Here is a 19,712-nt window from a genome sequence, read left to right on the forward strand (position 1 = left end):
TGTCGATGCAAAGCCAGTAAAACTAGCAGATTGCGGTGTTGCCGCCGATGCGCGGCGCAGCATGGCGACGTGCGTCGAGGCTATTCGCCGTCCCAGTAATCGAGCGATTGGGCCTCCCTTCCGAGCACCCGGAATTTTCGTGGCTTGCCGTCTGCATCGCGAAGGCTGTCGTCGAAAACGAGGTATTTGCCGGAATCCGGGTATTCGCAGATATCCGGGACCTCATTGGTGCCCACGGCGAGATAGCGCAGCTCGACGCTGCCGGTGTTGATGATCTGGTGCGCGGTTTCCGGGCCGCCGGGCGGGCAGGCGACGATGTCGCCGGCCCGCAGCGGATGGCGCGCGTCGCCGTAGCGCAGCTCGCCGCTGCCTTCGAGAATGAAGAACATCTCTTCTTCCACGCGATGGCTGTGGAACGGACAATTGCGCTTGCCCGGCGCCACCACGGTGAGGTTGTAGCCGAGCTTGCGCGCGCCGATCCGGCTGGCGATCTCGCCCCAGCGGATATCGTAGCTATCCGCGTTGCTGCCGGTAGGTGTCATGCGGGAATCGACCGACTGCAGTTCGATCTGGTCCAGGTTGAGGATGCGTCCACTCATGAGTTGCTCCCGGCTGAAATCATCAGGCGCCGCCGACCCACGCCGGCGCGCGCTTGTCGAGGAATGCACTTAGGCCGTGCTGACCTTCCGCCGAAACGCGCAGGCGGGCGATCAGTTCGGCGTTGGCTGCGTCGATACGTTCGGCTTCCGCCGGGTCGGCACCGCCGACGCGCAAGGCCAGCCGCTTCGCCTCGCATTGGGCCAGCGGGCCGGCTTTGGCCAGCAGGTACAACTGGCGCTCGATCGCCTCGTCCAGTTCGGCGGGCGGCACAACGGCGTGCAGCAATCCGATGCGGGCGGCGACGGCGGCGTCGAACACTTCGCCGGTGATGAACAGCCGACGCGCCTCGCGCAAGCCGATCGCGGCGACAACGTACGGTGAGATCACCGCCGGCACCAGGCCCAGCTTCACTTCCGACAGCGCGAACTTGGCGGTGTCGACACCCACCGCGATATCGCAGCAGGCGACCAGGCCGACGCCGCCACCGTAGGCGGCGCCGTTGACCCGCGCAACGGTGGGTTTGGACAGGAACTGCAGGTTGCGCATCAACCGCGCCAGCCGCAACGAGTCTTCGCGGTTTTCCTGTTCGCTGGCGCTGGCCATGCCGCGCATCCAGTTGAGATCGGCGCCGGCGGAGAAGCAGCTGCCATTGCCGCTCAGCACCACGGCGCGCACGGCCGGATCGGCATCGGCCTGCGCCAGCGCGTCGGTGAGCGCGGCGATCAGCTCGTCATCGAACGCGTTGTGAATCTGCGGACGGTTCAAGGTGAGCCACGCCACCGCGCCACGGCGTTCGCTCAGGATGGAGTCGGTCATCGGTAGGCCCTGCAAATAGCGCCATGATAAACGCTGCCCATCGCCGGCATGCGGCCTGATGCAGCGGGGCGGGCAAAGGTCTACAATGCGAACAATTCTTATTTGAGAGCCGCCCGTGCGTCTGTCCGAATTGTCCAAAGGTGCTTCCGCCGTGGTCGACCGCGTGCACGATGCGCATGCGGCGGATCCGATTGCGCAACGCCTGCGCGACCTGGGTTTCGTGGACGGTGAACCGGTACGGGTCGTGGCGATCGGGCCGATGGGCGGCGATCCGGTGCTGATCCAGATCGGCTATACCCGCTTTGCCCTGCGCCGTGCCGAAGCGGCCCGGATCAGTGTACGCGCCGAGGTGGCGGCATGAGCGCCTCGACCCTGCGCATCGCCCTGGTCGGCAACCCCAACTGCGGCAAGACGGCGCTGTTCAACCAGCTCACCGGCGGCCGGCAGAAGGTGGCGAACTACGCCGGCGTCACCGTCGAGCGCAAGGAAGGCCGCTTCACCGCGCCGTCCGGCCGTGTGCTGCAAATCCTCGATTTGCCAGGCACGTACAGCTTCGAGGCGAACAGCCCGGACGAGCAGATCACCCGCGACGTCTGTGCCGGCAACTACCCCGGTGAGGTGCCGCCGGATCTGATCATCTGCGTCGCCGATGCCACCAACCTGCGCCTGCACCTGCGTTTCGTGCTGGAAGTGAAACGTCTTGGCCGGCCGATCGTGCTGGCGTTGAACATGATGGATACGGCGCGCCGTCGCGGCATCCTCATCGACGTGCCGGAACTGCAGCGCCGCCTTGGCGTGCCGGTGGTGGAAACCGTTGCGGTGAAGCGTGGCGGCGTGCGGGCGCTGATCGAACGGGTCGACGGCGAAATGCCGACAGCCGCGCCGGTAGAACCCGACGACGCTGCCAGCCGTGCCGACCTGCATGCGCAGGTGCGCGATATCCTGACCGCGACGGTGACGATGCCGCGCGCCACCGCGGCGCTCGACGATGCCATCGATCGCTGGGCGCTGCATCCGGTGTTCGGGCTGGCGATTCTCGCCGTGGTGATGTTCCTGGTGTTCCAGGCGGTGTATGCCGCGGGCAAGCCGGTGAGCGATCTGATCGGCAGCGGCTTCGGCTGGATGGGCGAGCATGTCGCTGCGCTGATGCCGGCCGGGCCGTTGCAGAGTCTGGTGGTCAATGGCCTGTTCGGCGGCCTCGGCACGGTGCTGGGCTTCCTGCCGGTTATCTTGGTGCTGTTCCTGTTCATTCTCACCCTGGAGGAGTCCGGCTATCTGCCGCGCGCGGCGTTCCTGCTCGATCGCCTGATGCTGTCGGTGGGGTTGACCGGGCGCTCGTTCATCCCGCTGCTGTCGAGTTTTGCCTGCGCGATCCCCGGTATCATGGGCACGCGCAGCATCCAGGATCCGCGCGACCGTCTGGCCACCATCCTGATCGCTCCGCTGATGACCTGCTCGGCGCGCCTGCCGGTGTATGCGCTGCTGATCGGCGCCTTCATCCCGATGCGTTACGTGTTCGGCGTGTTCAACCTGCAAGGCATCGTGCTGTTCGCGCTGTATCTGGCGGGCATCCTCGGCGCGATGGCGGTGGGCTGGGTGATGAAGCATCTACGCCGCGACAAGAGCGAGCATGCGCTGCTGATGGAGCTGCCGTCGTACCGGATGCCGAAAGTGCGCGACGTGGCGATCGGCCTGTACGAGCGCGGCGCGATTTTCCTAAAACGCCTGACTGGCGTGATCCTGGGGCTGACCGTGCTGATGTGGTTCATCTCCACCTTCCCGTCGCCGCCGGCTGGCGCGACCGGGCCGGCCATCAACTACAGCTTCGCCGGCTACATCGGGCGCGGGCTGCAGTACATCTTCGCGCCGATCGGCTTCAACTGGCAGATCAGCCTGGCACTGATCCCGGCGTTCGCCGCGCGCGAGACGGCGGTGGCGGCGCTGGCCACCGTCTATCTGGTTGGCGGCGAGGCGACCGGCGGCCTGGGTCATGCGCTGGCAGGGCAGATCTCGCTGGCCAGCGCGCTGTCGCTGCTGGTGTGGTTTGCGTATGCGCCGCAGTGCATGTCCACGCTGGCGGTGATCCGTCGCGAGACCAACTCCTGGCGCAACGTGGCGATCTCGTTCGGCTACATGTTCGGCATGGCTTACGCCGCGTCGTTCGTCGTCTACCAGGTGACGAGGATGCTGACATGAGCGCGGGCATGCTGGCGCAATACATGGTGATCGGCCTGATCGTGCTGGCCAGTGCGCTGCTCGTGTTCCGCAAGCTGGCGCCCAAGCTCACCAACCGCTGGCTGGCGGCGGCGTCGATCCATTTCAGCCGTTCCGGCCGTGCCGCATGGCTGCGTGCTTTGGGGCAACGCCTGCAGCCGAAGCAGGCGACCGGCAATTGCAGCGATGGCTGCAGCACGTGCGGCGCCTGTGGTGCGAAGCCGCCCGCCGCGGCACGAACGGGATCGGCGCCATTGGAGTTCCGCACCAGGCAGTGACATGCGACCTACAGAATGCGGACAAAAAAACCGGCTTGCGCCGGTTTTTTCGTGCAACTCGAATCGCGCCCCGGCTTACGCCAGTTCGCGGATCTTCGCGTTGAGGCGGCTCTTGTGGCGGGCAGCCTTGTTCTTGTGGATCAGGCCGCGGGCAGCGTAGCGATCCATCACCGGCTGGGCGACGGTGAACGCGGCGATGGCGCCGGCCTTGTCCTTGGCCTCGATGGCCTTGACGACCTTCTTCAGGGCGGTGCGGACCATGGAGCGGGCGCTGATGTTGCGCAGGCGGCGCTGTTCGGACTGGCGCGCGCGCTTCTTCGCGGACTTGATGTTGGCCAAGGTAGAACTCCGGAATGCAGTGTTAGGGGTTGGAAAAAGACGCCAATTATGCGGTCGATTCGCCGTTGCGTCAATCATTTAGGCGGGGGCCGGCGGGTCGCCGCGGGTCCGAGGTCAATCCGGGCGGTCGCGACGTCGGCATTTTGCCACATCGCGGGCTGTCATCTTGCCTGTGGCGGCTGTCAAACTACGCGCCCCGTACGCCCGGCCAGAAGGTAACGACAGCCACATGAAGTCCCCCAGCATGTTCCGCGGGCTGCTCTCGTTCAGCAGCATGACGATGATCTCGCGGGTGCTCGGCCTGGTGCGCGACATGTCGATCAATGCCGCATTCGGCGCCAACGGGGCCACCGACGCGTTCTGGGTGGCGTTCCGCATTCCCAATTTCATGCGCCGGCTGTTTGCCGAAGGCTCGTTCTCCACCGCGTTCGTGCCGGTCTTCACCGAGGTGAAGGAAAAGGGCAGCCATGCGGACCTGAAGAACCTGATGTCGCGGGTATCGGGCACGTTGGGTGGGGTGTTGCTGGTGATCACTGCACTGGGGATCATTTTTGCGCCGCAGGTGACCACTCTGTTTTCGCCGGGCGCGATCGACGAGCCGCGCAAGTTCGAACTCACCGTCGAGCTGCTGCGGCTGACTTTTCCATTCCTGCTGTTCGTGTCGCTGACTGCGTTGTCCGGCGGCGCACTGAACAGTTTCCATCGCTTCGGTCTGCCGGCGTTGACGCCGGTGATCCTCAACCTGTGCATGATCGCCGGCGCGCTGTGGCTGTCGAAGCGGCTGCAGACGCCGATCCTGGCGATGGGCTGGGCGATCCTGGTTGCCGGCATCCTGCAACTGCTGTTCCAGTTGCCGGCGTTGCGCGGGCTGGATCTGCTGACCTTGCCGCGCTGGGGCTGGAGTCACCCGGACGTGCGGAAGATCATGCGGCTGATGGTGCCGACCTTGTTCGGCTCCTCCGTGGCGCAGATCAACCTGCTGTTCGACACGGTGATCGCCTCGTACTTGATCGTCGGCTCGCAGAGCTGGCTGTCGCAGGCGGATCGTTTTCTGGAATTGCCGCTGGGCGTGTTCGGGGTAGCGCTGGGCACGGTGATCCTGCCGTCGCTGTCCCGCCACCACGTCACCACCGACAAGGCCGGATTTTCGCGCGCGCTGGACTGGGGCCTGCGGGTCACTTTGCTGATCGCGGTGCCGGCGATGTTCGGGCTGATGCTGCTGGCCGAGCCGCTGGTCGCCACGCTGTTCCAGCATGGCCACTGGACCGCGCACGACACCGACATGGCGACGCTGTCGATCACCGCGCTGAGTTTCGGGTTGCCGGCGTTCGCGCTGGTGAAGGTGCTGCTGCCGGCGTTCTATGCGCGCCAGGACACGCGTACGCCGGTACGCGCCGGGGTGGCCTCAATGCTCACCAACATGCTGCTGAACGTGCTGTTCCTGGTGCTGCTGTTCGAGCTGTGGGCACCGGCTGGGCTGAAGCAATTGCCGTGGCTGGATGGTCTGGCGCAGTTGCCCGGCCTGCATATGGCGCTGGGCCTGGCCAGTGCGGTGGCCTCTTACGTCAACCTGTACCTGCTGTGGCACTGGCTGAAAAGATCCGGCGTATATCAACGCCAGCCGGGTTGGTCGCGCCATTTGCTGCGCCTGGCGCTGGCGTGCACGGTGATGGTAGCGGTGCTGCTGCTGGGGCGCTGGTTGTGGCCGGACTGGTCCAACGTGCGCTGGCTGACCCGGCTGTGGCATTTGCTGGTGCTGGTGATGGCTGGCAGCGCGGCCTACGTCGGCGTGCTGTTTGCCGGCGGTTTCCGGTTACGCGACCTGCGTGCCGCTTGAGACTGGCGGCCAGCCTCAACACGGCCCGCGCGGCCGTTATACTCATCCGATGATGAGACTTTCCAGGGATGTTGCGGGCCCTTGCCTGGCGCCGCGCGGCGGCGTGATTGCGGTCGGTGCGTTCGATGGCCTGCATCGCGGGCATCAGGCGCTGCTGGCGCAGGTGCGCGAGCGTGCGCAGGCGCTCGGCTGCAACCCGGCCGTGGTGAGCTTCGAGCCGCTGCCACGCGCGTTCTTTTCCGCCGAGCCGGTGCCGCGCTTGTCCAGTGTGCGCGAAAAGCTGCGCGGCTTCGCCGCTGCGGGCATGGAGCACACCTTGCTGCTGCGCTTCAACCAGGCGTTGACCGCGATGTCGGCGGAGGATTTCGTGCGGTGCGTGCTGGTCGAACGGCTGGCGGCGCGCGAAGTGTGGGTGGGTGGCGATTTCCGTTTCGGCCACAAGCGCGGCGGCGATGTCGCGCTGCTGGAGCGGATGGGTGCGCAACTGGGTTTTGGCGCGTGCACGATGCCCCCGGTGCTGCTCGATGGCGCGCGGGTCTCGGCCAGCCGCGTACGCGCGCTGCTGGCCGCGGGTGAATTTGCCGGCGTCGAACCGCTGCTGGGCCGTCCCTTCGTGATCGAAGGCAAGGTCGAATATGGCAATCAACTGGGCCGCACGCTGGGCTATCCCACCGCCAATATCCACCTGCAGCAACGTATCAGCCCGGTGCACGGCATTTTCGCGGTAAAAGTGGGGCTGGGCGAGTGCGAATGCAGTTGGCCGGGTGTGGCCAGCCTCGGTGTGCGCCCGACCGTGAACCAGGTCGTCCAGCCGCTGCTTGAAGTACACCTGTTCGATTTCGATGGCGACCTGTACGGCCAGCGCATGGCGGTGGAGTTCGTGGCCAAGCTGCGCGACGAGCAGAAGTTCGACGGACTGGAAGCGCTCAAGGCGCAGATGGCGCTGGATTCCCGCAAGGCGCGCGAGCTGCTGGGCATGAATCCGCGGCTGGTCGAGGCGTGAACCGGCTTCCGGCGCGCGCGCGTATCGTTTAATTTTGACCCCTTTGTTCGCCTGCTGGCGGACGGCAACATTTTAGTGATGGCATCCACGCAATGACCCACGACTACAAGAGCACGATCAACCTGCCGCAGACGGACTTCCCGATGCGCGGCGATTTGCCGAAGCGCGAACCGGGCTGGCTGGCCGAGTGGGAACGGGTCGACCGCTACGCGCAGATCCAGCAGAAGACCGCCGGTCGCGACAGCGTGTTCGTGCTGCACGACGGCCCGCCGTACGCGAATGGTTCGATCCATATCGGTCACGCGGTCAACAAGATCCTCAAGGACATGGTGGTCAAGTCCAAGCTGCTGGCCGGCCATCGCGCGCCGTACGTGCCGGGCTGGGATTGCCACGGCCTACCGATCGAGATCGCGGTGGAAAAGAAGTTCGGCAAGCCGGGCGACAAGCTCGACGCCGCCGCATTCCGGCAGAAATGCCGCGAGTACGCCGCCGAGCAGGTCGACGCGCAGCGCACCGACTTCAAGCGGCTTGGCGTGCTCGGCGACTGGCAGCAGCCTTATCGCACGATGGATTTCAGCTACGAGGCCGACATGCTGCGCGCACTGGCGCGCATCGTGTCGAACGGCCATGTGGTGCGCGGCGCCAAGCCGGTGTACTGGTGCTTCGACTGCGCCTCGGCCCTGGCCGAGGCGGAGATCGAATACGGCGACAAGGTCTCGCCGGCAGTGGACGTGGCCTACGACGCGGTCGACGCGAAAGCATTGGCGGCGAAGTTCGGTGTGGACGCCGGCGATGAGATCGTCGCCATTCCGATCTGGACCACCACGCCATGGACGCTGCCGGAAAGCCAGGCCGTGTCGCTGGGCGCCGAGCTGGAATATGCATTGATCGAAGGCCCGTCGCGGGACGGCAGGCGCGTGTTGCTGGTGATCGCTAGTGCGCTGGTCGACAAGGCGGCGCAGCGTTATGGCTTGCAGCAGGCGACGGTGCTCGGTCATGCGTCGGGCAAGGTGCTGGAAGGCCTGAAGCTGCATCACCCCTTCTATCCGCGCGAAGTGCCGGTGATTCTCGGCGAGCACGTCAGCGCCGAGGACGGCACCGGCGCCGTGCACACTTCGCCCGATCACGGCGTCGAGGATTTCGTGGTGGGGCGCGAGTACGGCATCGGCCTGCTCAACTACATCGAGCCGCGTGGCACGTATCGTGCCGACACGCCGGCCGCTGTTCCGCTCGAACTGGGCGGCATGCATATCTGGAAAGCCAACGACGCCATCGTCGACCTGCTGCGCCAGCGCGGGGTGCTGCTGGCGTTTGCGAAGATCGAGCACAGCTATCCGAATTGCTGGCGCCACAAGACGCCGGTGATCTACCGCACCACGCCGCAGTGGTTCATCTCGATGGAACAGGCGGCGCTGCGCGAGACCGCGCTGACTTCGATCAAGAGCGTGCGCTGGGTGCCGGGCTGGGGTGAGGAGCGCATTGCCGGCATGGTCGCGGGGCGCCCGGACTGGTGTATCTCGCGCCAGCGCACCTGGGGCGTGCCGATCGCGCTGTTCGTGCACAAGGCCACGCAGGAGCCGCACCCGGATTCCGTGGCGTTGCTGGAACAGGTCGCGCGGAAAGTGGAGCAGGGCGGCATCGATGCATGGTTCACGCTGGATGCGGCCGAGCTGCTTGGCGATCAGGCGAACGATTACGAAAAAGTCACCGACGTGCTGGATGTCTGGTTCGATTCGGGCGTCACCCATTTTGCGGTGATCGGTCAGCGCCCGGAGCTGCAGCAGGGCACGGCATCGCATTACAAGGTGATGTATCTGGAAGGCTCCGACCAGCATCGCGGCTGGTTCCAGTCGTCGCTGCTGACCTCGGCGGCGATTCACGGCCGCGCACCCTACAACGAGGTGCTCACGCACGGTTTCGCGGTCGATGCGAACGGCCGCAAGATGTCCAAGTCGCTGGGCAACGTGGTCGCGCCGCAGAAGGTGATGGATACGCTGGGTGCCGACGTGCTGCGCATGTGGGTGGCCTCGGCCGACTACCGCAACGAAATGACCGTCTCCGACGAGATCCTCAAGCGGGTCTCCGACACCTACCGGCGCATCCGCAACACCGCGAAGTTCCTGCTCGGCAATCTGGACGGTTTCGATCCGGCAAAGCATCTGGTTTCGGTCGAAGACAGCCTGCTGCTGGACCAGTGGGCGATCCAGCAGGCGTATGACGTGCAGCAAGCTGTGCTGGCCGCGTATGAGCGTTATGACTTTCCGGAAGTGGTAGCGCGCATCCAGAACTTCTGCACCAACGAGCTGGGTGCGTTGTACCTGGATATCACCAAGGATCGGCTGTACACCATGCCGACCGACAGCCGTGGCCGGCGCAGCGCGCAGAGCGCGATGTACCGTATCGCCGAGGCGCTGGTGCGTTGGCTGGCACCGGTGCTGAGCTTTACCGCCGAGGAGATCTGGCAACAGTTGCCGGGTGAGCGCGACGACAGCGTGCTGTTCGAAACCTGGTACGACGGACTCGCTGCCACGCAGAGTTCACCGGAGCAGCGGCGCTATTGGGCCGATCTGCTGGCGATCCGCGACACTGCCTCGCGCGTACTCGAAGGCATGCGCAAAGCCGAGCAGATTGGCGCGGCACTGGAAGCGAAGCTGGCGATTCATGCCGACGCTGCCACCGTGGCGCGCTATGCACCGGCGGCGGACGAGCTGCGCTTTTTCTTCATCACGTCGGAATTGCGCCTGGATCTGGCCGGTGGCCAGCCGGCCGATGCGGTGCTGACCGAGCTGGAAGGTGCCGATGTCTGGGTATCGGCTACCGTCAGCGACGCGGCGAAGTGCGTGCGCTGCTGGCATCGCCGCGACGATGTCGGCCGGCATGCCGAACATCCCGAGCTGTGCGGTCGCTGCATCAGCAACATCGAAGGCACCGGCGAGAATCGCCGCTGGTTCTGATCATGCTTTGCTTCCTCTCCCCGTTGGGGAGAGGATCGAGGTGAGGGGTGGGTGCTCGTAGAAGTGTTTTCCAAGAGCCTGCTTCGACGTCGTTTTACCGCAAGACCGGTCCCTCACCCCAGCCCTCTCCCCCGAGGGGAGAGGGGGTAATCAAACAAATCTGTCCGATGTGCTTATGACCCCCAAACCCAACGCACTCCCCTGGCTATGGCTATCCACCGCCGTCATCGCGCTCGACCAGCTCAGCAAATGGTGGGCCGTGCAGGCGTTGCAGCCGATGGGTGTTTCGCATGTCGTGATTCCCGGTTTTTTGAACTGGACGTTGGCGTTCAACAGTGGCGCCGCCTTCAGCTTCCTGGCCGATGGCGCCGGCTGGCAGCGCTGGTTCTTCGTGCTGCTGGCGTTGGTGATCAGCGCGGTGCTGGTGGGATGGCTGGCGCGTACGCCGCGGCGTGATTGGCGCACGGGTTTGCCGCTGGCGCTGATCGTCGGTGGCGCCATCGGCAATTTGATCGATCGCCTGCATGCTGCGCAGGTCACCGATTTCATTCACGTGTATTTCCGTCAGTGGAACTATCCGGTATTCAACCTTGCCGACTGCGGCATCACGGTGGGTGCCGTGCTGCTGATCGCCTTCGGCCTGTTTGCCGGCAAGCCCAAGGACAGCGTGCGATAATTGGGGGACGAGAAAGATCGGGCGTGAGAAACGAGTGGCTGCCTTTACTCATTTCTCGCCCCTCTCCACTCACTCCTGAGAATTCAATGGACATCCTGCTCGCCAACCCCCGTGGATTCTGTGCCGGCGTCGATCGCGCCATCGCCATCGTCGAGCGCGCGCTGGAATCGTGGGGTGCGCCGATCTATGTGCGGCATGAAGTGGTGCACAACCGTTACGTGGTCGACAAGCTGCGCGCCGACGGTGCGGTGTTCGTCGAAGAGCTGCGCGAAGTGCCGGACGGCGCCACGGTGATCTTCAGCGCGCACGGCGTATCGCAGGCAGTACGTGAAGAGGCCGAGCAGCGCCATCTCAAAGTGTTCGACGCCACCTGTCCGCTGGTCACCAAGGTGCACATGGAAGTCGCACGGTTAGGCCGGATCGGTCGCAGCGTGGTACTGATAGGCCACGCCGGCCATCCGGAAGTCGAAGGCACTATGGGGCAGTGGAATCCTGCCAACGCCGGTGAAATCCTGCTGGTCGAGTCGCTGGAATGCGTGGAAAACCTCACGCCGAAGTTTCCGCACCTGCTGTCCTATGTCACCCAGACCACGTTGTCGGTAGACGACACCAAGGCCATCATCGAAGCCTTGCGCAACAAGTTTTCCGACATCGAAGGCCCGCGCAAGGACGACATCTGCTACGCCACACAGAATCGCCAGGACGCGGTGCGCCGCCTCGCCGACGCGGTCGATCTGATGCTGGTGGTCGGCTCGGTCAACAGCTCCAACTCCAACCGCTTGCGCGAGCTGGCCGAGAAACAGGGCGTGCGTTCGTTCCTGATCGACGGCGCCGAGCACATCGAACGCAGCTGGCTCGACGGCGTCACCCGCATCGGTCTCACTGCGGGTGCGTCGGCGCCGGAGAAACTCGTGCGCGACGTGATCGCCTGCCTGCAATCGTGGGGCGCGGGCGATGTTCACGAGCTCGATGGCGAACCGGAGAACATCACCTTCGCCCTGCCGAAGGAGCTGCGCATCGTCGGTGGCAGCACGTCGGCCAGCTTCTGAAGCTGGCTCCGCGCTTGCGCCACAACGCCCCGCACCGTAAAATCCACGGCTCTTTGCCGGAATAGCTCAGTTGGTAGAGCGGCGCATTCGTAATGCGTAGGTCGTAGGTTCGATTCCTATTTCCGGCACCAGACTTCAAAGGCCCGCCAACGCGGGCCTTTGTTTTTTTGGGGTTCCCAAACCGTTCCTCGCTCCGCTGCGAACGATCCACGGCAAAGCACGTTCTCTGCCTTGGCCGCTGCGCGTGACCACGATCACCTTTCCTGCGTCGCTTCCGGCCGCTTGTCGGGCAATTTCTACCGCCCGTCGGCTGGAGGCTGGTCGGGACCTGGCGGGTGAGTACCCTGCGTGCAGGGGTATAGGGGGGAGAATTCCATGCAAGTCTTGTCGCGTCAGCGAGGCGTCTCGTTGATCGAGGTGCGGAAGTCGGCAAACACCGGCAGTCGCTTGTTCGAGTGCGGATCCATTGCAACCGTCGCATCAAGGCATAAGCCGGTGGCGGCACGGCGGCATGCTAGTGGCTTCACCATGGTCGAGCTGATGATTACCGTCACCATTGCGGTGGTGCTGATCATGATTGCCGTGCCGAGCTTCAAGACGATCATACTTTCCAATAAGCTCACCACCACATCAAACGATCTCATCCTTGCGATCAATTCCGCGCGGATGGAAGCGGTCAAGCGCAATGCCAAGACCCAGCTGTGCAGCAACTCGGCCAGCGTCAATACCTCGGATACACTCGGCAACGCGTGCACCACACAGACCGGCGCGGTCTATGTGCTGGTGGGCGGCTCCCCGGCCACAGCTGCGACGGTGCTTGCCGGCATAACTGGCATTACCATGCCGATTCAGCTGAGTGGCAATGTGCAGGCGCTGCGCTTCAACGGGCAGGGGCTGGCGTATGCCGCCACCGCCACGGCTCCATACAACGGTACAGTCGCGGACATCTGCACCAGCCAGATGAGCAACAACAATCATCGCAAGATCACGATGGTAGCCGGCTCGATCCTCGCGACCGCCCCTGCTCCAGACTCGAGAGCCTGCCCATGATGAACCGAGCAATCCCTGCGTCTGCCCAGTCCGGCGCCGGCCTCATCGAGGTGCTAGTGGCCGTGCTGGTGCTTTCCATCGCGTTCCTGGGCATCGCCGCGTTGCAGGCCATGTCCTTGTCCACCAACAACAGCGCGATGGCGCGCAGCATGGTGACCGTCGCTAGCTATTCGATCCTCGACGCGATGCGCGCCGATCTCTCCAATGCCGCGAACCACGGTTACGACGGCGCGGTTACGGCCAATGCCTGCGCCGCCCCCGCGGGCGCTTCCGCGCTGGCCAGCGCCCAATTGGTTCAGTGGTGCGGCGAGCTTGGACAGACCCTCGGGGCCAGCGCCAACACCACCGGCACCATCCTCTGCAACGCGGCCGCCGGTACTACCACCGCTTACTGCATCATCACCGTCCAGTTCGACGACAGCCGTGCCGGCGTGGGTGGCACCAACAAACAGAAAATCGTCACCCAGGCCATGCTATGAGCGAGTATCCCATGATCCACCGCCAGCAACGGTACCGTGCGAAACGCGCCGCGCCGCGCCCGCACGGGTTCACCCTGATCGAGCTGATGGTGGCGATGCTGCTGGGCCTGATCGTGATCGCCGGTGTCACCAGCGTGTTCCTGGCGGGTCAGCAGTCCTATCGCGCCAATGAAGCGCTGGGCGACGTGCAGGACGGTTCGCGCATCGCGTTCGAGATGCTGGCACGCGACCTGCGTGGCGCCGGCCTGACCGGCTGCGACACCAGCAGCGGGCGCGTCGCCAACGTGCTCAATAGCTCCACCCTCTGGTACGCCGACTGGAACAACGCCTTGCATGGTTACGATGACGCCAGCACTGATCCGGCGCTGACAGGCCTCACTGGTGCCGGTGCGCCGGTGGCCGGTACCAGTTCGGTGCATGTGATCAGCACAGCTAGCACGGGTGTGACCGTCTCGTGGACCCCCGCGCCAAGTTCTGCGGACTTCAAAATCAGTGGCACTACGACCGAGTTGAACAAGGGCGACCTGATCATGGTCTGCGATTTCGACCATGCAACCATCTTGCAGATCACGAATTACGATAACGCCAACGTGGATGTCCAACATAACTCCGGCAGCGGGGTGACCCCGGGCAACTGCGTGAAGGATTTGGGTTATCCGGGCCCGACTCCGTCTACCACTTGCAATGGGGGGGGCGGCAATCCCTACTCCTTTCCCGGCAATTCGCGGGTGGCCAAGCTCACCGCTGTCGACTGGTACATCGGCGTCAATCCGGTGGGAGGGGGAGGCAGGTCGCTGTATCGCCTGAATGCAGTCAACAGCAGCGGCACGGTCACGGCCACGCCGGAGGAAATGGTGCGCAATGTCACCAACATGCAGATCAGCTATCTGCAACCTCCGGGCACGGCGTTTGGCACCGCCACTGGCGTGACCAACTGGGCCACAGTCAATGCCGCGCAGGTCACGCTCACTGTGCAGAGCACCAACCAGCGCGCGAGCGTCAACAACGCTGCGCCGATCACCCGAGTGTTCACTTCCACCACCACCGTGCGCAACCGAGTGCAATGACATGAAAGCGCCGACCGTTTCCCGTCCGTATCGCTTCCGCCCCCTTTCGCCTGGCGCTCGCTCGCAGCGTGGTGTTGCCCTGGTGGTGGCGCTGCTCCTGCTGGTGGTGATCACCCTGGTGGGGCTGGCCGCGGTGCGCGGTACCATCATGCAGCAGAAGATGGCGTCCAACCTGTACGACCGTCAGGTGGCGTTCCAGAGCGCCGAGGCGGCGATCCGTGCGGCCACGGCGCTGATTCCCACCAATCCCGGAATCATCTGGCACAACTGCCAGGCCGGTGGTGTGACCTGCCTGCCCAACCCGTTCAACGATTCGACCCTACCCGCGGGCAGCATCCACACCGTGGCCACCGGCACCGCGGTGGGCGGTTTCACCCGCAGCAAGGTCGCAGCAAGCCAACCGCAATACGTGGTGGAGAACATGGGCAACTGGGTCGACCAGAAGACCAGCACCGGTTTTGGCCAGACTGCTAATTCGCGCAACTACGGTGTGCAGGGCGCTTCCGGTACCACGGTGTACTACCGCATCACGGCCCGCAGCGGCGATCCTGCCACGGTGGGCGACCGCGCGATGGTGGTCCTGCAGGCCGTGGTCAAGCAGGGTTGATCGTGCAAGCGAATCCCGTAATTACGGCCCACCGGTCGATCAATGCAGCCACATTCCAGGGCGGAACCGTCATGAACAAGACTTTGCAACCACGCCGTCGTCTAGGACATGTTGTCGGCAGGATGCTGGCTTCCATGCTGGGCGTCTGGCTGCTGGGCGCCGTCTATACACCTTCGCTTGCTGCCACCGCTGTTGCCGTCGCCCAGCAGCCGCTGACCCTGCAACCTACGATTCCGCCCAACGTGGTTCTGATGCTCGACGATTCGGGTTCGATGGCCTGGGACGTCATGCCCGACTATGGGTATGTCGGCGCGACTCCAGGTTCGCCTACCGCGAGCGAATTGACCAGTTCCAGCGTCAATGGCCTCTATTACAACCCGAATATCACTTACTCCCCGCCGAACCAGGCTGATGGCACCCTCTATAACGCGGCGACCTTTACCGCGGCGTGGATCGACGGTTTCCATACGGGCAACGGCACCGTGAATCTGACGACCTACGATGGTTCGTCCGATACGAGCCAACAGGGCACTAATTCGAGCAACATCGGATATACGCAATCGTTTACCGTAGCTTCGTCTGGCACGCCCTATACTCCGACAAATTGCCCGTCCGGATATTCGATCCAGACCAATGGGCAATGCATGGAGCAGCCCTATCCTGCCAGTTGCCCTTTCAATTACACACTGCAAACCAGCGGCAAGAATGCGGGCAAATGTGTTAAGAACACTAACCAAAGTAAAACCGCGACTCCTACTTGCCAGGGCACGGACACCTACAGTTCGACAACCTTTCTGTGCACGCCGAATCCAGTGGTGACTACGCCGCCGACCTGCAACAGCAGTTCGGACACCTATGATCCGGCCGCGAACCTTTGCACGCCGCAGGGAACAGCGAGTACGTATTCATTCTTCACCTATACGGTGAAAAACACGGACGGCAGCTTCACGAGTCATTATGTGGGCCTGAGCGGCACCTGCCTGCTGGCAGCATCGGCCGGGATGACATCAAGCAACTGCGACGAAAGGGCCAGTACGCAGAAGAACGTTGCCAACTGGTACTCCTACTACCACACCCGCATCCTGATGGCCAAGAGCGGTCTGATGGTGGCTTTTTCCGTAGTGGACCCGACGTTCCGGGTGGGCTTCGGCTCGATCAACGGCAACTTTACGGACGGCATTCCATCGCCGCAGTATCCATTCGACGATTCTGCTGGCTACGGCACTGGCAACAGCAATAATCTCTTGGCCGAAGTGCAACCGTTCGGGACGACCCAGAAGGCGGCGTTCTGGAACTGGATCATTGGTGAGAGCGCAGGCAACGGCACGCCTTTGCGCAGCGCGTTGGATAAGGTCGGCCGGTACTACAAGACATCGCAGCCTTGGACGACGATGTCAACCGACCCCAACTACGGAACGGCCAATCAACCTTCCAATATTGCCTGCCGGCAGGCCTACACTATTTTGACCACGGATGGTTTCTGGAACGACAGTTACTCGTCGTCGGCCGAGAGTGGCGCCAGTAGCGCCGCATGGCCAACGGTGACCGGACCGAATGGCCAGACGTGGCCGAAGGTATCCGGCAGCTCGCCGGCAGCGCCTTACTCCGGTGGCAGTGCGTCATCGGGTCCCTCCCTGGCCGATGTAGCCATGTATTACTGGGAAAACGACCTGCAACCCGACACGCCAACTTCTCCTTTCCCCAACGAAGTGCCGCCCAGCACGGAGGACCCTGCGTTCTGGCAGCACATGACCACGTTCACCATGGGCTTGGGCTTTACCCCGAGCGGTATTGCTGGCAAGGCATCGAACGGCGATTCGCCACCCACCATCAGCGATATCTTCAGTGCGGCCAACGGCGGCCTTACTCTCAGCAACTTCAGTTGGCCTACGCCTGCGTCGAACTCGATCAACAACATCGCCGATCTTGCCCACGCGGCGGTGAACGGTCATGGCGGTTTCTATTCGGCTACCAGCCCGTCGACGTTTGTCAGTGGCCTGACGGATGCCCTGACGCGTGCTTCCGAGCGCGTGGGTACGGGCGCCAGCCTGGCGGCCAACTCCACCCAGCTTACCAATGGTACGGTCGCCTACCAGGCGAACTACTACACAGCCAAGTGGAAGGGTGACCTGAAGGCGTTTGCGATCGATTCGAGTACGGGCGCGATCAGCACCACGCCCACCTGGACGGCCGCCACGGCGTTGACTGCCATTGCCACGGTCAGCAGCACCAACAGCAGCGTCCTCACGTACGACAACCGTAACATCGTGACATACGTGCCGCCAGCTTCGACCACGGGCAGCGGGACCTTCGTGGCTTTCCAGAACAGCAGCAGTGCGCCGCCGGTCTTGTCCAACAACGAATTGACGGCGTTGGGCAGCACCGCTGCCGCACAGATGACGATGGTGAGTTACCTGCGCGGCGACAACACGCTGGAGCAGAAGAACAGCGGAAACTACCGTGACCGCGACACGCCGCTGGGCGATATTGTGGATTCGCAGCCGGTGTATTCCGGCGCGCCGAATCCGAACGAGTTCGAGAACCAGGCGTTCACCGGCATCACCGCCACCTCGTCGACAACCGACAACTCGTTCCAGACTTGGGCGGTGGGCACGACCAACAGCAGCGGCAATCCCGTGGCCAGCGCCGCCTCCACCCGCACGCCGCTGGTGTTCGTGGCGGCCAACGACGGAATGCTGCACGCGTTCAACGCCAGCACTGGCGCCGAGGTCTATGCCTACCTGCCCGGCGCGGTGATCACCGCGAACCTAGCCGACCTGGCGAACAGCAGTTACGGCTCGACCACCGTGCCGCATCAGTATTACAACGACGGCGAGCTGACCATTGCGGACGCCTTCTTCAATTCGACATGGCATACCGTCCTGGTGGGTACCACCGGCCGCGGCCCGGCCGAGGCCGTGTATGCGTTGGACATCACCAATCCCGCCAGTATCACGCCGCTATGGGAGCGCTCTGCGAACGACGGCAACACAAGCGACAGCAACAGTACGTACATCGGCCAGATGGTGGGCAAGCCGGTGATCGCCAAGGTGCAGGATGGCACCAGTTCCGACTGGCAGGTGTTGATCGGCAACGGTTATAACAGTGCCAGCGGCACGGCGGCGTTGCTGGAGTTCGACATCGCCACCGGCACGCTAAGTGTGCACACGACAACCAGCCGCTCTGGCGTTACTACCGGCAATGGCCTTGCCGCGCCGGTGACCTGGATGGACACCCCCACCAACGGCATCAGCACGGAAGCCTATGCGGGCGACCTGCATGGGCAGGTGTGGCGGTTCCCGCTGGGTAAAACCCAAGGCAACAATTATCAGACCGATCCGAGCACTCTGGGTGGTGTGAGCGCGACCGGCACCGTCGTTTTCTCCACCCCCCTGGTCAGTAACGGTACGGCCAACGTTCCGCAGCCGATCACGGCTGGCATGCTGGCGGGTAGTGATCCGACGACCAGCAACGTCTGGCTGTTCTTCGGCACCGGGCAGTACCTGAGCTCCTCGGATCTGAGCAATCATCAGGTGGAGAGCTGGTATGGCGTGATCGCCCAACCCGGTGGTTCGTCCACTCCGACCTCGAATGCGACGGTCAGCAGCCTGGTGCAGCGCTCGATCATCTACGAGCAGGACGGCAATCCCAGCGCCACGCCGCCGACCTTGGGCGTGCGCGTGGTGACGCCCTTGCCGACAACTAGCGACATGAGCGGCAAGCTTGGCTGGTGGATGAACCTCGAGGCGCCGACAGGTACCAACGGCGCGCTGGTTGCCCAGGGTGAACGCATGGTCACTCCCAACCAGTTCCAGGGCAACCTGCTGCTGGGCACCACGCGCATCCCGGTGGTCACTGACATCTGCAACCCCTCCGGCAGCGGCTGGGTGATGGCGGTCAATCCGTTCACCGGCACCAACCCGACGGCCGGCTTCTTCCTGGGCGCTGGTGGTGGTGGCATGGTCACGTACACGTACACGTCGTCCAATGGCACGGTCGTGACCGGGACTGCGGCGGCGGCGGGCGTGGGCTTCAGCTCGCTGCCCAACAACCCGATCTTCGTGGGCGGCGACATGCTGACGAGCTTCGACAACGGCACCACCGCCAGCCTCAACACCTCGGGTTCGACTGGCGCCACAACGCGCGTGTCCTGGCAGGAACTGGTGAACCCATGAGAAGTGTTGAAATGAATCCATGCAGGCCGATGGCCAATGACATGATGGCGGAGCCGCCGTTCCAGGCAGCCGGCTGTCCGGGCGGAGTCCGGCAGGCCCGTTACAGCGGACACCAGTTGCGAAGCGCCGGCTTCACCCTTGTCGAATTGATGATTGTGGTGGCGATCATCGCCGTCCTGGCGGCGATCGCGCTGCCCACGTACACCAGCTACATCACCAAGACTCGCAGGACTGCAGCGAAAGGGTGCTTGTCGGAGTACGCCAACTACATGGAGCGGTACTACACCACCAACCTGCGTTACGACCAGGATACGCAGACCACTCCTGTCCAGAATTCGCTCACTCTGGCGGGGCTGGATTGCGCGACACCTCAGCGAACCGGCAACGACTATGGTTATAGCTTCCCGAGTGGTGCGGCGAGTGTTTCAACCTACACCATCCAGGCCGTGCCCATTTCTGGGAGCGCACAGGCGAAAAGGGACACCTTGTGCGGCACGCTCACGCTGAACCAAGCTGGCAAGCGCACCGCATCCGGTACCGGTACTTTGGATCAATGCTGGTGAGGATA

The 19,712-nt window shown here is 63.8% G+C and carries 17 protein-coding genes and 1 tRNA gene; 15 read left to right on the forward strand and 3 right to left on the reverse strand.

Annotated features, from left to right (window positions below; all coding sequences use genetic code 11):
• Nucleotides 1–80 precede the first annotated feature (80 nt).
• Together BUA26_RS10555 and BUA26_RS10560 are read right to left on the reverse strand one after the other, a co-directional pair.
• Nucleotides 81–599 carry a cupin domain-containing protein gene (locus BUA26_RS10555; RefSeq protein ID WP_072760564.1) on the reverse strand — a complete coding sequence of 173 codons (519 nt, stop codon included), beginning with the start codon at nucleotides 597–599 and terminating at the stop codon, nucleotides 81–83.
• A gap of 22 nt (nucleotides 600–621) precedes the next feature.
• Entirely contained in the window at nucleotides 622–1,416 is a 795-nt protein-coding gene (locus BUA26_RS10560) for an enoyl-CoA hydratase-related protein (protein WP_072760565.1), read from the reverse strand.
• Nucleotides 1,417–1,531: 115 nt separating this feature from the next.
• Here BUA26_RS10560 and BUA26_RS10565 point away from each other — a divergent pair, with 115 nt between their 5' ends.
• From BUA26_RS10565 to BUA26_RS10575, 3 genes are read left to right on the forward strand one after another with little or no spacing between them, the layout of a single operon-like run.
• Nucleotides 1,532–1,777, forward strand: a complete 246-nt coding sequence (locus BUA26_RS10565) for a FeoA family protein (protein ID WP_072760566.1) — start codon at nucleotides 1,532–1,534, stop codon at nucleotides 1,775–1,777.
• Nucleotides 1,774–3,612: a ferrous iron transporter B gene (locus BUA26_RS10570; RefSeq protein WP_072760567.1), complete on the forward strand. Its 1,839-nt coding sequence runs from the start codon at nucleotides 1,774–1,776 to the stop codon at nucleotides 3,610–3,612. The genes BUA26_RS10565 and BUA26_RS10570 overlap by 4 nt, the downstream gene beginning before the upstream one ends.
• Nucleotides 3,609–3,908, forward strand: coding sequence for a DUF6587 family protein (locus BUA26_RS10575; RefSeq protein WP_072760568.1), 300 nt, complete (start codon nucleotides 3,609–3,611; stop codon nucleotides 3,906–3,908). Before BUA26_RS10570 ends, BUA26_RS10575 begins: the two co-directional genes overlap by 4 nt.
• 75 nt (nucleotides 3,909–3,983) lie before the next feature.
• Here BUA26_RS10575 and rpsT read toward each other — a convergent pair whose 3' ends face one another.
• The gene (rpsT, locus tag BUA26_RS10580) at nucleotides 3,984–4,247 is read right to left on the reverse strand and encodes a 30S ribosomal protein S20 (RefSeq protein ID WP_072760571.1); all 264 of its coding nucleotides are present in this window, start codon (nucleotides 4,245–4,247) and stop codon (nucleotides 3,984–3,986) included.
• Between the two features lie 229 nt (nucleotides 4,248–4,476).
• Between rpsT and murJ the strand changes: the two genes are divergently transcribed.
• The 12 genes from murJ to BUA26_RS10640 all read left to right on the forward strand — a co-directional run bounded on the left by murJ (nucleotide 4,477) and on the right by BUA26_RS10640 (nucleotide 19,707).
• The gene (gene murJ / locus BUA26_RS10585; protein WP_072760572.1) at nucleotides 4,477–6,084 is read left to right on the forward strand and encodes a murein biosynthesis integral membrane protein MurJ; all 1,608 of its coding nucleotides are present in this window, start codon (nucleotides 4,477–4,479) and stop codon (nucleotides 6,082–6,084) included.
• A 49-nt stretch (nucleotides 6,085–6,133) separates the two neighbouring features.
• Nucleotides 6,134–7,087: a bifunctional riboflavin kinase/FAD synthetase gene (locus BUA26_RS10590; RefSeq protein ID WP_072760574.1), complete on the forward strand. Its 954-nt coding sequence runs from the start codon at nucleotides 6,134–6,136 to the stop codon at nucleotides 7,085–7,087.
• A 92-nt stretch (nucleotides 7,088–7,179) separates the two neighbouring features.
• Complete coding sequence (gene ileS, locus BUA26_RS10595; protein ID WP_072760576.1) at nucleotides 7,180–10,041, forward strand: isoleucine--tRNA ligase; 2,862 nt, start codon at nucleotides 7,180–7,182, stop codon at nucleotides 10,039–10,041.
• A 175-nt stretch (nucleotides 10,042–10,216) separates the two neighbouring features.
• A complete protein-coding gene (gene lspA / locus BUA26_RS10600) occupies nucleotides 10,217–10,717 on the forward strand; it encodes a signal peptidase II (RefSeq protein WP_072760577.1) in 501 nt (166 codons plus the stop codon).
• Nucleotides 10,718–10,803: 86 nt separating this feature from the next.
• On the forward strand, nucleotides 10,804–11,766 hold the full coding sequence (ispH, locus tag BUA26_RS10605) for a 4-hydroxy-3-methylbut-2-enyl diphosphate reductase (RefSeq protein ID WP_072760579.1): 963 nt from the start codon (nucleotides 10,804–10,806) through the stop codon (nucleotides 11,764–11,766).
• A gap of 55 nt (nucleotides 11,767–11,821) precedes the next feature.
• Nucleotides 11,822–11,897 (forward strand) — tRNA-Thr (locus BUA26_RS10610).
• Nucleotides 11,898–12,141: 244 nt separating this feature from the next.
• Nucleotides 12,142–12,816, forward strand: a complete 675-nt coding sequence (locus BUA26_RS10615; protein ID WP_072760581.1) for a pilus assembly FimT family protein — start codon at nucleotides 12,142–12,144, stop codon at nucleotides 12,814–12,816.
• Nucleotides 12,813–13,295, forward strand: coding sequence for a type IV pilus modification protein PilV (gene pilV / locus BUA26_RS10620; protein WP_072760583.1), 483 nt, complete (start codon nucleotides 12,813–12,815; stop codon nucleotides 13,293–13,295). The genes BUA26_RS10615 and pilV overlap by 4 nt, the downstream gene beginning before the upstream one ends.
• A gap of 11 nt (nucleotides 13,296–13,306) precedes the next feature.
• A complete protein-coding gene (locus BUA26_RS10625) occupies nucleotides 13,307–14,362 on the forward strand; it encodes a prepilin-type N-terminal cleavage/methylation domain-containing protein (RefSeq protein WP_072761534.1) in 1,056 nt (351 codons plus the stop codon).
• A gap of 1 nt (nucleotide 14,363) precedes the next feature.
• Entirely contained in the window at nucleotides 14,364–14,969 is a 606-nt protein-coding gene (locus tag BUA26_RS10630) for a pilus assembly PilX family protein (protein ID WP_083572976.1), read from the forward strand.
• A gap of 71 nt (nucleotides 14,970–15,040) precedes the next feature.
• The gene (locus BUA26_RS10635) at nucleotides 15,041–19,144 is read left to right on the forward strand and encodes a pilus assembly protein (protein ID WP_072760585.1); all 4,104 of its coding nucleotides are present in this window, start codon (nucleotides 15,041–15,043) and stop codon (nucleotides 19,142–19,144) included.
• Complete coding sequence (locus tag BUA26_RS10640) at nucleotides 19,141–19,707, forward strand: type IV pilin protein (protein ID WP_255368272.1); 567 nt, start codon at nucleotides 19,141–19,143, stop codon at nucleotides 19,705–19,707. Before BUA26_RS10635 ends, BUA26_RS10640 begins: the two co-directional genes overlap by 4 nt.
• The last annotated feature ends 5 nt before the right edge of the window (nucleotides 19,708–19,712 follow it).

The sequence above is a fragment of the Rhodanobacter sp. OK091 genome (genome assembly GCF_900142825.1).
GTDB lineage: Bacteria > Pseudomonadota > Gammaproteobacteria > Xanthomonadales > Rhodanobacteraceae > Rhodanobacter.